Here is a 15,425-nt window from a genome sequence, read left to right as displayed (position 1 = left end):
AGACTGTCACTCCTTTTACATGTTCCAAGTGTGGCTTAAGCCATGATGCAGTGTCGAAATACGAGATATATTGTTGAATTTATCCCCAAACCCCCGCAGGTCGAAAACAAAAAAAGTATGAACAACGGAAAATTGTTCACAACTTTATCCACAGGCTGTTGATAATATTATGGGTCAGATCACATATTCACATCCAAAAGTAATACAATCATAGCAAAAGAAACCCCGCATTTCAACGTATCGCGTGATTTTATCCACAAATTCAATAACTTGTGTATAATTTTTAGTCACAACACAATATATTGTTTATAAACTGTTTAATTTTCGACAGAATGACCCAAAAACCAAAAATGTTTTATACACAGGTTATCCGTCAAAAGATGCCAAATTGTGTGTAAAAGTATTCTTCGTTTGTGAATAACCTTTCTGTGGATAACCGTGAAGTGAAAATGAAGCATGATTGAGATAGGAAAAAGAGTGACCTCTCACCCTCGTGTTTTCTTTCCAATGTGGCTAGGGTAAAACCCATGAATTTAAGTGTCTTGGTGGGAGACGGAGAGGGGAGTAAACTCATTCCTCAAATGAACAAGATCAGTGGTGTATTTTCTGAGCAGATGTTAATTCTGCCATCGGTGAATTATAAGAATAGTGAACCATAATAATGGATCATGAGAACTTCATTTCAAGACATATGTAATGTGAATTATCAGGATCAAGAGGTAAGCTGATGCTCTGATATGGAGGTTGAAGTGTATGAATGTATAGTATGAATTCAAAGGATAGATTATGCGTGTATAGCAAAAGAGGGTGTCTTCTAAAACCAAAAATCGGTTTTAGAGGACACCCTCTTTTTTTGGTGCAGCGACGAAGTATGGATTGATGATTTAGAGGCGGGGAAGGGACATCTTACGCTGGAATTCAGCGATATCTGCGTATTCCTCTTCCAGTTTGCGAGAGATCCGAATAAAGATGGGCAGCAGCTCTTGGTAGAGTGCAGCATTCTCTTTGACAGGGGTATGCCGATGCGTTGTACCTACCATGGAAGAAACGGCATGGAGCGATTGGATCCGCCCTGTAGCGTACAAACCAAGCACGACGGCACCCAGACAGGAACTTTCGAAGCTCTCGGGCACAACCACTTCCTGATTGAAGATATCAGACATCATCTGGCGCCAGAGAGGAGAACGCGCAAACCCACCTGTGGCTTGAATGGAGGTAGGTTGCCCAATCTGTTCTTCCATGGCGAGCAGTACCGTATATAGGTTGAAAATAACCCCTTCCAGGACAGCACGGATCATATGCTCTTTCTGGTGATGGAGTGTTAAGCCAAAAAAGGAACCACGGGCATCCGGATTCCATAAAGGGGCACGTTCGCCCGAAAGGTACGGATGAAACAGAAGTCCTTCCGATCCCGGCCGGACACGTTCGGCAATTTTGGTCAGCACATCATAGGAATTGATGCCAAGTCGCTTCGCTGTCTCCACTTCAGACGCGGCGAATTCATCTCGTACCCAACGAAACAGCATGCCACCATTATTCACAGGTCCACCAACGACCCAAAGGTTCTCTGTGAGGGCATAACAGAAGGTTCGACCTTTGGGATCGGTAACCGGCCGGTCCACGACAGTGCGAATGGCCCCGCTGGTTCCGATGGTTGCTGCGACAACACCAGGTTCAATGGCGTTTACGCCGAGATTGGATAAAACCCCGTCACTTGCGCCAATAACAAAGGGCGTGGAGGGGGAGAGAGCCATTTTTTCAGCCGATTCGTCATTCATTCCTTCTAATATATGTGTTGTAGGAACAAGCTTCGAGAGATGGTCGGGTGTAATGCCTGCAATCTCAAGGGCCTCTGTGTCCCAGTCCAGTTGTTCCAGATTGAGCAAACCTGTGCAGGAAGCGATGGAATGGTCGACGACATATTGTCCAAATAGACGGAAGAATAGATATTCTTTAATCGAAATAAATTTGGCTGTGCGCTCAAAAAGTTCAGGTTCATCATGGCGCAACCACATTAATTTGGTCAGCGGTGACATGGGATGGATCGGTGTACCTGTGCGCAGATAGATGCGATGTCCCAATCCATTCTCTTGCAGCTGGGCAGACCATGCAGCACTTCGATTATCCGCCCAGGTGATGCAACGGGTTAAGGGTTTGTTATCCTGCCCTATGGCAATGACACTATGCATAGCCGAGCTGCAGGATACAAACAGGATCTGCTCGGCATCAACACCACTCTGATCCATGACTCCTCGCACAGAGCGGAGGGCTGCTTGCACAATCTCTTCAGGATCCTGCTCGGCAACATCGGGTGCAGGGGTGTATAAAGGATATTCCTGCGTTGAGGTACTGACGACGGAGCCTTGCTCGGTAAATAACACGGATTTGGTACTGGTGGTACCAATATCGATCCCAATCATGTAGTTGTTCATATATTTAATCCTTCTTTCTCCAGAAAGCGATGAGATTTTAATTTCTGTCTACTATAGAGAGACCATTCATACCACTGTACTCAGGAGCAAAATAAAGATCAGTCCCACCACGGATAATAGTGTTTCCATAACGGTCCACGTTTTCAATGTTTGGGCGACGCTCATATTAAAGAATTCTTTGATCATCCAGAATCCCGCATCGTTCACATGGGACAAAATAAGTGACCCTGCACCTGTGGCGAGTACAACCAGCTCAATATTGGCCCCTGGTGTGAGTGCAAGCACTGGAGCGACAATGCCGGCAGCTGTTGTCATGGCTACGGTGGCTGAACCGGTAGCTACACGAATGAGCGCAGCGACAAGCCATGCAAACAGGATCACGTTGATGTTGGCATGGGTAGCAACATCAGCAATGGCGTTACCTACACCACTATTGATCAATACCTGTTTGAAGGCACCGCCTCCGCCAATGATGAGAATGATGGTCGCCGTAGGCGCCAGACATTCACTGGTGAAGCGAGAAATATCGTGTTTGGTGAATCCACGCGCAAAGCCGAGTGAAAAGAGGGCAAATACAACTGAAATGAGCAGAGCAATGATCTCATGACCGATAAATTCACTGAACACGGTGAAGCCACTCGTGGCATTTGGGTCAATGATGCTTGCAATGGAACCAATCAACATCAAAATAACCGGCAGCAATATGGTAAACAGGGTAATACCAAACCCAGGCATCTTGCTGTTTGTTTTGGTTGCGAATTGTTCAGCCAGTTCTGCTGGCGGTTCGGTGTGTATTCTTTTACCAATAAATTTACCAAATAAGGGACCTGCAATAATCGCTGTAGGAATACCAACAATAAGGGAGTACAAAATGGTTTTACCCAGATCCGCGCTGAAGGCTTCAATCGCAATCATTGGCGCTGGATGGGGTGGGACCAAACCGTGTACAGTCGACAGACCCGCCAAAATGGGAATACCAATCTGCAGCAAAGACATGTTGGTTTTACGTGCAACGGTGAAAATGATAGGGATCATCAAAATTACACCGACTTCGAAGAAAACAGGAATACCAACGATAAATCCAACAATCATCATCGCCCAGTGCACACGTTTCACACCAAACCGATCAACTAATGTAGTTGCAATGCGCTCGGCACCGCCAGATTCAGCCATCATCTTACCAAGCATTGTACCAAGAGCAATAACAATTGCGATGGTTCCAAGTGTGCCGCCAAGTCCCCCGGTAATGGAAGAGATCACATCAGCAGGTTTCATGCCTGTAAGCAAACCGAGCATTAATGCGGACAACAGCAGGGTGATAAAGGGATTCCATTTATACTTGGAGATCAAAACGATCAGAAAAACGATCGCAATTAACGTCCAAACCAATAATGTTGCGTTGTGGGATAGTCCAAAAAGAGTGCTCATGATGTTGTGTGCTCCTTTATTTCTGATATAGAACGCTTACAAGTGAAATTATCGTCAACAATTAAATGTGTACCAGTATCGCAGAAGGTGTTGGAGAAAAATGTAGTTTTATCATGCCCTAAATTGAAAGAAAATCGCATTCTGTATACTTGTCGACAAGTTAAGCCGCAATCAATCACGACGGATATGATTGCAAACGCCTTGCACCCATTAGGAATCAAAGCTTTCGTGCAGGGTTTTGCCAGAATCTTGGAAATACGTGCGGACTCCAGCCTGAATGAGCATCTTGTCACCTGATTCTAGTGCTTCAACGAGCAAACGGTGTTTCTCAATTACAGCGCTTACTTTCTGCTCGCCTTGAACAAATACTCTGCGCGTCGTGAGCAGCATAACGGTCATCACAACATATCGAATACTCTTCCATAGATGTGAAATACGGGAATGCTGAGCAGCTTCAATGATGGTCTCGTGGAAAACGAGATCCTGATAGGCGAATTCAACGGCGTCCTGATGCCTTCCAGCGAGCTGCATTTTGTCGATCACGTTACGAAGCTGGGTGATTAATGATTCCGGGACATCACCCGCGAGTCGCTGCTGCACAAAACTTTCAATCAAGAAACGGACATCATACAATTCTTCGACATCCTTGATTCGTAGTCCAATGACAACGACACCCATACGTTCAAGCCGAATAAGTCCTTCATTGGACAATGTCCGCAACGCATCACGGACAGGTGAACGACTGCTGTCAAAATCAGCCGCAATTCGATTTTCCGACAAAATCTCTCCAGGTCGAAGGGTACCGCTGATGATCCGCAGCCTTAATTCGCAGGCAATGGCTTCACCACGGGAAGCCCCTTGAAGCCAGGAAGAAGGAAATAACATATGCTAACGCTCCTATTAATAAGTAATCAGTTCATTACTGATCATAGCATAACTATTTTGCGGACTGGACATTCCGTTCAATCCATAGTCTGTAGCTACAAGCTAACGGCTAATATTTTTTCAAAGGACTACTAAAGGCAGGCAAGTAAATCAGCTTCATCCATATACTTGTATACAAGATGTGATTTTTATCCTACACCTTTCTCAAAAGCTTGTAAACCTTAATTAAAGCGGATACAACCGAATTAGAATTCCACGATATTTATAGCCTATAATCATTATCCACATGTGAATAACTTCAAACAGGATATAATGAAGGAGATAACAGGTATTGGAGGTTGTGGATAACTATAAATGCTGAAATAGGCTGATCTGATCAGGGCCTGGGGATAACTTTCAGGTCTATCTTCGGGGCTTGGTGCTGGTATTGAAGTGGACGAACTGTGGTCATTACTTTGGGTGGGATGAAGAGTGTATATAAAAGAGGGAGAAGCCTTGCGCCATGCAGTTGACTTTTCCAGGTGATCATGGTTAAATATATAAAGGTGTTTTCTGTGAAGATGAAAGTGATTCATCACATAAGTATTTCCTTGTGAGGAGGTGCAATACATTGAGACCTACATTCAAACCGAACGTTAGCAAACGTAAAAAAGTTCATGGTTTCCGGAAAAGAATGAGCACGAGCAACGGCCGTAAAATTTTGGCCGCACGTCGCCTTAAAGGCCGTAAAAACCTGAGTGCTTAAGCATTGAAGACCACCGAGGTGGTCTTTTTTTTCTTAATTAGCTCAAATCAGACTGGATGCTGCTACAGATCAGGTCTGAATGGTCTGCGAAAAAGTGCTGAATACACATGATGTATGTTGAGTGAGTTTTCCATTTTTCGAAAACTTACCTTATATAATGATGAATCGTTGATAGGTTTAAATGGCCAATCAACATTCATCCGGATGAATGCTGATCAGTTCAAGTAGCTGATTAACAATCATCCCAAATGAAGTTGTCGCCAAGGCGGTTTACCGTCATTCAAGAAAGCCTATACTAAATCAGTAATGAGGCCTCCGTCAATAACATTAGTGGAGAAGAGCAAGGAGAAGCGCCGTGTATAAAAGACTGCGTCTACGAAACCGGGCGGACTTTAGTCGCGTATACCGGTATGGGAAATCGTTTGCCAATCATCAATTCGTGGTGTATGGCTGTCGCCGTAAAGATACGGAACAATTTCGGGTCGGCGTATCATGCAGCAAGAAAATCGGAAACGCTGTCGTACGCAACCGGATGAGACGCATGATCAAGGAAATTGTTCGTCATCATGAGCATGAGATCGTCACGCAGATGGATCTGATTTTTATCGTCAGAAAAGGTGCACTGGACATGCCCTATAAGGAAATGGAAAAAAGCCTGCTACATGCGATGCGAAAGGGCTCTCTTTTGAAGTCGAGCAAGCGGTAAGCTTCGGTTTATTTGTCCTCCTAATTATGGTATGATTTTACGATGGAATGGAATGGTTAAGAGAGGGGTTATGAAGTGTCGCGATTGAAGACATCAAAGGGGAAGTGGATTCTCCTCATTGCAGTCATTGCAATGGTCACTGTACTCGCCGGATGTACTCCACAAGGAGCCGGGGTTACTACGGAAGATCTGAAGAATAGTGGCTCATTCTGGCAAAGCAATGTTGTGTACTGGTTCTCACTGGCGCTGGATACATTCGCCAACTGGTTTAACGGTGAATATGGACTGGCCGTCCTCGTGATGGTGCTTATTGTACGGACATTGATTTTACCACTAACAATGAAACAAGTCCGTAGCTCCAAAGCTATGCAGGCTATTCAGCCGCAGCTGAAGGAGATTCAAGCCAAGTTTAAAGATACACCTGAGAAAGTTCAGCAAGAAACGATGAAGTTGTTCCAGGAGAACAAAGTTAATCCGATGGCCGGTTGTCTGCCACTTATCATTCAGATGCCGATTTACATCGCACTTTATAACTCAATTTACGGAAACTCCAGTCTGAGAACGCATGATTTCTTGTGGCTCCAGCTCGGATCACCCGATCACCTGTTTATTTTGCCAGTGCTGGCTGCCATCACAACATTCATTCAAACATGGATGATGATGCGTATGAACCCTGCACAGCAAGTGGGTCCGATGCAGTTTATGCTGTGGGTGTACCCGATTTTGATCTTCGTGATGTCGTATCAGTTCCCGTCAGCACTTCCGCTGTACTGGTTCTACAGTAACATCTACACGATCGTGCAAAACTATTTCCTTTACCGGAATAATGATAAAATCGTGGCTGAGGTCAACGTGAAGCAGAATAGCTCTTCCAAAAATGGAGCTAAACGCAAAAACGGTGGCAAAGCGACCGTCTCTGGAAAAGGGTCGAAAGGGGCCAAAAAATCGAAATGACCAAAGTCATTACGTCAGGAAAAACCGTTGAAGATGCTGTAAACCAAGGATTGACCGAGCTTGGCGTAAGTCGGGACAAGGTCGAGATACAAGTGTTAGAGCAGCCGTCAAAAGGATTCCTGGGTTTGTTCGGGGTGAGGGCGGCCAAAGTTGAAGTGAAATTATTGCCTGTACCTGAAGTTGTTCCACAGCCGATCAAGCCAGCTGCATACAAACCTGAATTAGATGCATTACTTGAGGATGTTGCGGCTAAAAATCCCTATGAAGAAGCGGCTGCTTTCTTGAAAGAGGTCGCAGCAGGTATGGGACTGGATGTTGAAGTGCATATCAAAAAACAGCGGGATGGACATATCTTCAATATTGCCGGCGAAGATCTGGGCATGATTATTGGCAGACGTGGACAGACGCTGGATGCGCTTCAGTATCTAACGAACATTGTAGCGAACCGATATTCGGAAAGCTTCGTTCGAATTGTGCTCGACGCGGAGAATTTCCGTCAACGTCGGCGGAAGACGCTGGAGGATCTGGCTGAACGATTGGCTGGACAAGCAATCCGTACCGGTAAGGAAGTTGTACTGGAACCAATGCCTCCGCTCGAACGAAAAGTCATCCATGCAAAACTGCAAAATCACCCGCAGATTAAGACATTAAGTAAGGGCGAGGAGCCTAATCGGCGTGTGGTTATTACGACGAAATAACACGAAATTGAAGACGCAATGGCTTCCTGCCCGGTGCAGAAGCCATTGCTTTTTTCGTACAGAAGCAATTTGATAAGGTGCGTAGAACAAGTAAAGAGTGGACTTAATACGATAAGCAACATGTCATATGATATATCATTAATAGATTTGAAAATGGATATGGCGTCCCCAGAGGGATGGCAATTTTAAAATAGAGCAAGGAGAGATAACCATGATCAGTGATACGATCACAGCGATATCAACGGCTGTCGGAGAGGCGGGTATTGCCGTGATCCGGGTCAGCGGCCCGGATGCAGTGTCGGAGACGGAAAAGATTTTTCGCAGTAAAACCCCTTTAACTCAAGCAGCATCTCACACGGTTCATTATGGTCATATCATAGATCCCGTTAATGGGGAAAAGATTGAGGAAGTATTGGTTACGGTCATGCGAGCACCACGCTCGTTCACAACAGAAGATGTGGTGGAGATCAGTGCGCATGGCGGTGTAGTGTCTGTTAAACGGGTCATGGACCTGTTATTGCAGCTTGATATTCGTCTGGCTGAGCCTGGTGAGTTCACGAAGCGTGCGTTTCTCAATGGGCGAATTGACCTGTCTCAGGCGGAAGGTGTCATGGATCTTATTCGTTCCAAGTCGGACCGAGCTTTCTCGGTTGCACTGAAACAGGTTGAAGGCAAACTGTCTTCCAAACTGCGTGATCTGCGATATACATTGGTGGAAACACTGGCTCATATTGAAGTGAATATCGATTATCCCGAGCATGATGTGGAGTCGTTAACGTCTGATTTTATTAAAGAAAAGTCCAGTCAGGTTATGACTGAAATTGATAAATTGCTCACTACAGCAGAGCAAGGAAAGATCCTTCGAGAAGGTATCACGACGGCTATCGTTGGACGACCTAACGTAGGTAAATCCTCATTGATGAACACACTCGCTCAAGATAATCGGGCTATCGTCACGGACATTCCAGGAACAACTCGTGATGTGATCGAGGAGTTCATTACGATCAATAATATCCCACTGAAGTTGCTGGATACGGCAGGAATCCGGGAAACAATGGACGTTGTAGAGAAGATCGGGGTAGAACGCTCTCGCTCTGCGGTAAGTGATGCCGATCTGATCTTAATGGTTGTGAATGCTGCGGAGAGACTTCATCCCGATGAGATTGAATTATTGGAACAAATCCGCGGTAGACAATCGATAATCATTATGAATAAAATGGACTTAACGCCACAGGTAGAACGTGACGTGCTGCTTCGTTACATTCCGGAAGAACGGCTTGTACCGATGTCGGTGAAAGATGATCTGGGTGTGGATCGACTGGAAGATGCCATCTCTACGCTATTCTTCAGTGGTAAACTGGAGTCCGCAGATCTGACCTATGTCAGTAATGTGCGTCATATTGCTTTGCTCAAAAAAGCGAAGCAGTCCCTGGTGGATGCCTATGAAGCAGCAGAGCAGTTCATTCCGATCGATATGATTCAGATTGATGTCCGTTTGGCGTGGGAGCATTTGGGCGAGATTGTTGGAGATACAGCACATGATGCATTAATTGATCAGATTTTCTCCCAGTTCTGTCTAGGAAAGTAAAAATAATATACTGCCGATTGAGTTAAATCGTAGTGTATGATGGAGAGGTACAATTTCTGCCTGTTGTCAAAGGATAGAATGATATTGTAGCCATTACGTGTTGGTTTCATATAGATAGGAATGCAAGTTCCGATGAACGGTTAGAAGTAGTTTCATTATTTTAGAACATGATCCGTCTGCGTGAGTTACACCAAATGCAGCGGAATAAGGAGGTAAACGGGAATGGCTTTTGATGGCGGCAGTTATGATGTAATCGTCGTTGGTGCAGGGCATGCTGGTGTGGAATCCGCGCTGGCCGCAGCTCGTATGGGGTCCAAAACACTAATGATTACGATCAATCTGGACATGGTGGCCTTTATGCCTTGTAACCCATCTATTGGGGGACCGGCCAAAGGACATGTTGTGCGCGAGATTGATGCACTTGGTGGAGAAATGGGACGAAATATCGATAAAACCTTTATTCAGATGCGGATGCTTAACACGGGTAAAGGGCCTGCTGTTCACGCGCTTCGCGCTCAGGCAGATAAATTCTCCTACCAGCATAAAATGAAGGAAACGATGGAGAATGAACGTAATCTGACAATGCGTCAGGGTATGGTTGATCGACTGATCGTTGAAGACGGAAAATGTGTAGGCGTTGTGACTCAGACCGGAACAGAGTATCGGGCTAAAGCAGTCGTTCTAACGACAGGCACATACTTGCGCGGCAAAGTGATTATGGGCGAGTTGATGTATGAGAGTGGACCGAACAATCAACAACCCTCTCTTAAATTGTCAGAGAATCTGCGTGAACTGGGCTTTGATCTGGTTCGTTTCAAAACGGGTACACCACCACGTGTCCATAAGGATACGATTGATTTTAGCAAAACCGAAATTCAGCCTGGCGATGACAAGCCGAAGTTCTTTTCCTATGAAACAGAATCTTCCGATAATGAGCAGTTGCCTTGCTGGTTGACGTATACATCTGTGGATACACATCAGATTATTAATGATAATCTGCATCGTGCTCCGATGTTCTCGGGGCTTATTGAAGGAACCGGACCACGTTATTGCCCTTCCATTGAAGATAAAATTGTTCGTTTCAGCGACAAGCCGAAACATCAGATATTCCTTGAGCCGGAAGGCAAGAACACATCCGAGTATTACGTACAGGGATTGTCTACGAGTATGCCTGAAGATGTACAACTGGCTATGTTGCGTTCAATTCCAGGTATGGAAAAAGTGGAAATGATGCGTAATGGTTATGCGATTGAATACGATGCGATGGTGCCTACACAATTGTGGCCTTCACTGGAAACTAAACGTCTACCAGGTCTGTTTACGGCGGGCCAGATTAATGGTACCTCCGGTTATGAAGAAGCAGCAGGACAAGGTGTTATGGCTGGAATCAACGCTGCACTCAAAGTACAGGGGAAAGAGCCGGTAATACTGGATCGTTCCCAAGGTTATATTGGCGTGCTGATTGATGATCTGGTGACAAAGGGTACAAATGAACCATATCGTCTGTTGACTTCACGCGCTGAGTATCGTCTGTTGCTTCGCCATGATAATGCAGATATGCGTTTGACGGAAATCGGACATGATATTGGCCTGATCCCTGAAGAGCGTTATGCAAAATTCCTGGATAAAAAGGTGAAAGTCGAGCAGGAAGTTGCACGTCTGAAAGTGGCTAAAGCTCGCCCGGTTGAAGTGAATGCCAAGCTGGAAGAGTACGGATCTACACCTATTCAGGATGGCAGTACGTTGCTTACCTTGCTGCGTCGCCCGGAGCTGGGGTATGAACTGATTGAACAGCTCTCTCCATCTGAGGTAGAACTGACAGCAGATATGAAAGAACAAGTGGAAATACAAATTAAATATGCGGGTTATATTGAGAAACAATTGATCCACGTGGAACGTTTGCAAAAGATGGAGAAAAAGAAAATTCCGGACACTATCGTATATGATGAGATTCATGGTCTTGCCATGGAAGCCAAACAGAAGCTCGCTACGATTCGTCCAATCTCGATTGGTCAGGCTTCTCGTATTGCTGGAGTTACTCCTGCCGACATCTCCATTCTGCTGGTCTACTTGGAGCATTATAACCGTGTAACCGCAGCAAGGGGACAATAATGGACGATATTCAACAGCAACTGCAGCGGCGCTTAAAGAAACATGGATTAGAGCTGGGCGAACTCCAGTTGGAGCAATTCGAACTGTATTATCAGGAACTGGTATCCTGGAATGAAAAGATGAATCTGACCGGCATTACGGATCGGGAGCAAGTATATACAAAGCATTTCTATGATTCGGTATCGCTGGCTTTTTATACTGACATGACCAAAGTGAATAAGCTTGCTGACATTGGATCAGGAGCGGGTTTTCCGGGATTGCCACTGAAAATCTGTTTCCCGCATATTAAGCTTACGATCATTGATTCATTAAATAAACGTATTGGCTTTCTACAGCATGTGGTAGATATCCTTGGTCTGACCGATGTGGAAATGGTCCATGGACGTGCTGAAGAGATTGGACGCAAAGAAGGGTATCGTGATAGCTACGATCTCGTTACGGCGCGTGCAGTAGCCAAGCTGGCTGTGCTGAATGAATTCTGCCTTCCGTTTGTTCGTAAAAGTGGAATCTTTGCTGCGATGAAGGGCGGAGACCCCCGTGAGGAAATGAAGGAAGCTGAGTTCAGCTTCAATCAGCTGAAAGGACGGGTTAAGGCCGTTCATCCTTTCCAGCTGCCGGTTGAAGAATCAGAGCGTCACATCATTCTGATTCAGAAATTTGATAAGACACCATATAAGTATCCGCGCAAACCAGGTACTCCAATGAAGACTCCGCTGATATAGTTGCGTGATGTTTACGAAGTCAGTCAAAACAGAATAGAATTTTAGACATAGATAAAGAGGATGTTTCACGTGAAACATTCCTCTTTTTTTGTTTTCTGAAATGGAGGACTGGATCAACATTACAGATACTCCGTATTACATATCTCTTCAAGAACCTGTAATGATGAATCTCACGCATATTATCTCATGAACAATTTCATTATTTGAATGTGTGTAAGTCGTCATATTTCCAATATTCACAAAGAAAAAGCAGGAAAATTAGCAGAGTTTAAAGAATAGGTAAGCATAGGATTATGATAGAAAAGATGATAGAATAGAAGTATCCGATCCTGGGTCACAGCGATCATAGATTATATGTATAGATAGATGGATATGCGTTCAATGTTGCATGACAGGAAGCGTTATGAAAGGCAAAACTTATTCCAAGAACGATGCATGTTAAAGGTCGCTTATTGAATAAGAAGCACCTGCAAAGACTGTGGGAGCTATTACGAAACTAGGTGGTAATCTGCGGAATGAAAGAACAATTTTCGAAGTTGTTTGGTTTGGCGGAGCGCAATAACGGAGATGAGATCAAACAGATTCCGGTTAATGAAATTGTGAGCAGCCCATATCAACCCCGTACTATTTTTGATGATGATAAAATTGATGAGTTGTTGCAGACGATCAAAACACATGGTGTAATTCAGCCTATTGTCGTTCGCGTGCGAAATGGATCATATGAGATTATTGCCGGGGAACGTCGCTGGCGTGCAGTTCGAAAATTGGGTTTGGATACGATTCCGGCTATTGTGCGTGAATTCAACGACTCTCAGGCCGCATCCATTGCACTGATTGAGAACTTGCAGCGTGAAGGATTGACTTCCATTGAGGAAGCTGTCGCTTATCAGAAGCTGATCGACTTGCATCAATTGACACAGGAAAGTCTGGCACAACGACTCGGCAAAAGCCAGTCAACCATCGCGAACAAAATTCGGTTGTTACAGCTCCCGGAAGGCATTAAGGCCGCATTGATGGAACGCAAAATTTCTGAACGGCATGCAAGGGCATTACTTTCTCTGGATACGGAAGAACTGCAGATGAAGTTGCTCGGTGAGATTATCGAAAAAGAATTAAATGTGAAACAGACAGAGGCACGTGTTGCCTTTTACAAGGAATCTTCCAAGATTAAGAAATCTAGACGTGTTTCCTTTACCAAGGACGTAAGACTTGCACTTAATACAATTCGCCAATCCATTGATATGGTAACTGGTTCAGGTCTGGACATCAAAACAAAAGAAGCAGACCATGAGGATCATTATGAGATCGTTATCCATATTCCAAAACGCAAATAATTGAAGCTTATGGCGGCAATGGGCCGCTTTTTATGTCTATAAAGCAAGTTAGGTCTGACATTTATAAAGAACGGTCGGTATATTGATGGAACGGTAGTTGTTGTTTGTGTGGACGATAGCCGCCTGCTTTTTGTTAACAATATCTCACAACCTACAGAAAAGACTCCTATTTTATTTGAGGTGAAGTAATTGTCTAAGATTATGGCCGTAGCAAATCAAAAGGGCGGTGTGGGGAAAACGACGACATCTGTTAACTTGGGTGCAGGACTGGCTTCACTCGGGAAAAGAGTATTGCTTGTCGATATTGACCCTCAGGGGAATACAACCAGCGGAGTCGGAATCAATAAAGCAGATGTGGCTAATTGTATATATGATGTCATTATTAATGAGGTTCCTCCTCAAGAAGCGATTGTGGAGACTCAGATTGAAGGCCTTCATATCATACCTGCAACGATTCAGCTTGCCGGAGCCGAGATCGAATTGGTGTCCACGATATCACGGGAAGTTCGCCTGAAAAAATCACTCGCCATGGTGAAGAAAAACTATGATTACATACTGATCGATTGTCCACCATCCCTTGGTATGTTAACGATTAATTCGTTGACTGCTTCCGATTCGGTGATCATTCCGATTCAGTGTGAGTATTATGCACTTGAAGGATTAAGTCAGTTGCTCAATACGGTTCGTCTGGTACAGAAACATCTGAATACATCCCTGCAGATTGAAGGGGTATTGTTGACGATGTTTGATGCACGGACCAATCTGGGGATTCAGGTTATTGAAGAAGTGAAAAAGTATTTTCAACAAAAAGTATATCAAACAATTATTCCGCGTAATGTACGGCTTAGTGAAGCACCATCTCATGGTCAATCCATTATCACGTATGACCCTCGTTCAAGAGGGGCGGAAGTGTATTTAGAGCTCGCAAAGGAAGTGATTTCTTATGAGTAAGCGGCTTGGAAAAGGTCTTGATGCCCTCATTCCTTCGCTTTCAATTAATGACGATGATAAAGTCGTAGAAATCCCGATTAGTCAACTGCGGGCTAACCCCTATCAACCACGTAAGGTATTTGATGAGGGCGCAATACATGAACTGGCTGAGTCCATTCGTCAGCATGGTGTCATACAACCCATTATTGTTCGTCCTGTATTACGAGGTTATGAGATTATTGCCGGAGAACGACGGTTCAGAGCTTCGCAATATTGTGGTAATGCCACGGTACCGGCTGTAGTCCGCAACTTTAGTGATCAGCAGGTAATGGAGATTGCGTTGATCGAAAACCTGCAACGGGAGAATCTGAACGCCATGGAAGTTGCAGTTGCTTATCAGGGGTTAATGGATCAATTCGCATTGACTCAGGAAGAGTTGTCTGTAAAAGTAGGTAAATCACGTTCTCACATTGCTAACTTCTTGCGTCTGTTATCGTTGCCGGAAGAAGTAAAAGACCATGTTTCACGTGGAACATTATCTATGGGACATGCACGTGCGATCGTGGGTGTGAAAGACGAGGTTATGGTGAAGCAACTTGCCAAACAAACCATTGATCAGCAATGGAGTGTACGTGAGTTGGAGGAAGCTGTTCAACAACTGGATCGCTCCAAAACAGGTGAGGCTAAAGCCAAATCGAAGTTGAAAAAGAAAGATCCATTCATTGATACGTTAGAAGAATCTCTGCGTGAACGTTTCAAAACAACAGTGAAAATCAAGCACAATAAAGATAAAGGTAAAATTGAGCTCAACTACTACAGTCAACAGGATCTGGAACGGCTATTGGAATTGTTACAATAACAGTCGGGTCTATGATTCATTAACAACATGCG

At 44.5% G+C, this 15,425-nt stretch carries 13 protein-coding genes; 10 read left to right on the top strand and 3 right to left on the bottom strand.

What is annotated here, in order from left to right:
• Nucleotides 1–884: 884 nt before the first annotated feature.
• The 3 genes from gntK to NST33_RS31225 all read right to left on the bottom strand — a co-directional run bounded on the left by gntK (nt 885) and on the right by NST33_RS31225 (nt 4,745).
• Nucleotides 885–2,432: a gluconokinase gene (gene gntK / locus NST33_RS31235; protein WP_221820256.1), complete on the bottom strand. Its 1,548-nt coding sequence runs from the start codon at nt 2,430–2,432 to the stop codon at nt 885–887.
• A 66-nt stretch (nt 2,433–2,498) separates the two neighbouring features.
• Entirely contained in the window at nt 2,499–3,860 is a 1,362-nt protein-coding gene (locus tag NST33_RS31230; protein WP_339306331.1) for a gluconate:H+ symporter, read from the bottom strand.
• A gap of 210 nt (nt 3,861–4,070) precedes the next feature.
• Nucleotides 4,071–4,745, bottom strand: coding sequence for a GntR family transcriptional regulator (locus tag NST33_RS31225; protein ID WP_339306329.1), 675 nt, complete (start codon nt 4,743–4,745; stop codon nt 4,071–4,073).
• Between the two features lie 610 nt (nt 4,746–5,355).
• Here NST33_RS31225 and rpmH point away from each other — a divergent pair.
• From rpmH to NST33_RS31175, 10 genes are all read left to right on the top strand, one after another.
• Entirely contained in the window at nt 5,356–5,490 is a 135-nt protein-coding gene (rpmH, locus tag NST33_RS31220; protein WP_017691413.1) for a 50S ribosomal protein L34, read from the top strand.
• Between the two features lie 355 nt (nt 5,491–5,845).
• On the top strand, nt 5,846–6,196 hold the full coding sequence (gene rnpA, locus NST33_RS31215) for a ribonuclease P protein component (protein ID WP_036611981.1): 351 nt from the start codon (nt 5,846–5,848) through the stop codon (nt 6,194–6,196).
• Between the two features lie 75 nt (nt 6,197–6,271).
• Entirely contained in the window at nt 6,272–7,150 is an 879-nt protein-coding gene (locus NST33_RS31210; RefSeq protein ID WP_036671883.1) for a YidC/Oxa1 family membrane protein insertase, read from the top strand.
• Nucleotides 7,147–7,848 (top strand): RNA-binding cell elongation regulator Jag/EloR, encoded by a 702-nt coding sequence (gene jag, locus NST33_RS31205; RefSeq protein WP_339306327.1) that lies wholly within the window; start codon nt 7,147–7,149, stop codon nt 7,846–7,848. The genes NST33_RS31210 and jag overlap by 4 nt, the downstream gene beginning before the upstream one ends.
• 211 nt (nt 7,849–8,059) lie before the next feature.
• Nucleotides 8,060–9,436, top strand: a complete 1,377-nt coding sequence (gene mnmE / locus NST33_RS31200; protein ID WP_339306325.1) for a tRNA uridine-5-carboxymethylaminomethyl(34) synthesis GTPase MnmE — start codon at nt 8,060–8,062, stop codon at nt 9,434–9,436.
• A 222-nt stretch (nt 9,437–9,658) separates the two neighbouring features.
• The gene (gene mnmG, locus NST33_RS31195) at nt 9,659–11,548 is read left to right on the top strand and encodes a tRNA uridine-5-carboxymethylaminomethyl(34) synthesis enzyme MnmG (protein WP_339306323.1); all 1,890 of its coding nucleotides are present in this window, start codon (nt 9,659–9,661) and stop codon (nt 11,546–11,548) included.
• Nucleotides 11,548–12,270 (top strand): 16S rRNA (guanine(527)-N(7))-methyltransferase RsmG, encoded by a 723-nt coding sequence (rsmG, locus tag NST33_RS31190; protein WP_339306321.1) that lies wholly within the window; start codon nt 11,548–11,550, stop codon nt 12,268–12,270. The genes mnmG and rsmG overlap by 1 nt, the downstream gene beginning before the upstream one ends.
• Before the next feature lie 515 nt (nt 12,271–12,785).
• Complete coding sequence (noc, locus tag NST33_RS31185) at nt 12,786–13,604, top strand: nucleoid occlusion protein (RefSeq protein WP_091012196.1); 819 nt, start codon at nt 12,786–12,788, stop codon at nt 13,602–13,604.
• A gap of 189 nt (nt 13,605–13,793) precedes the next feature.
• Nucleotides 13,794–14,555, top strand: a complete 762-nt coding sequence (locus tag NST33_RS31180; RefSeq protein WP_024629525.1) for an AAA family ATPase — start codon at nt 13,794–13,796, stop codon at nt 14,553–14,555.
• Complete coding sequence (locus NST33_RS31175; RefSeq protein ID WP_062836525.1) at nt 14,548–15,393, top strand: ParB/RepB/Spo0J family partition protein; 846 nt, start codon at nt 14,548–14,550, stop codon at nt 15,391–15,393. The genes NST33_RS31180 and NST33_RS31175 overlap by 8 nt, the downstream gene beginning before the upstream one ends.
• Nucleotides 15,394–15,425: the final 32 nt, after the last annotated feature.

Source organism: Paenibacillus sp. FSL L8-0435 (genome assembly GCF_037965655.1).
Taxonomy (GTDB): Bacteria; Bacillota; Bacilli; order Paenibacillales; family Paenibacillaceae; genus Paenibacillus.
This window is presented reverse-complemented; position numbering and strand designations above follow the sequence as displayed.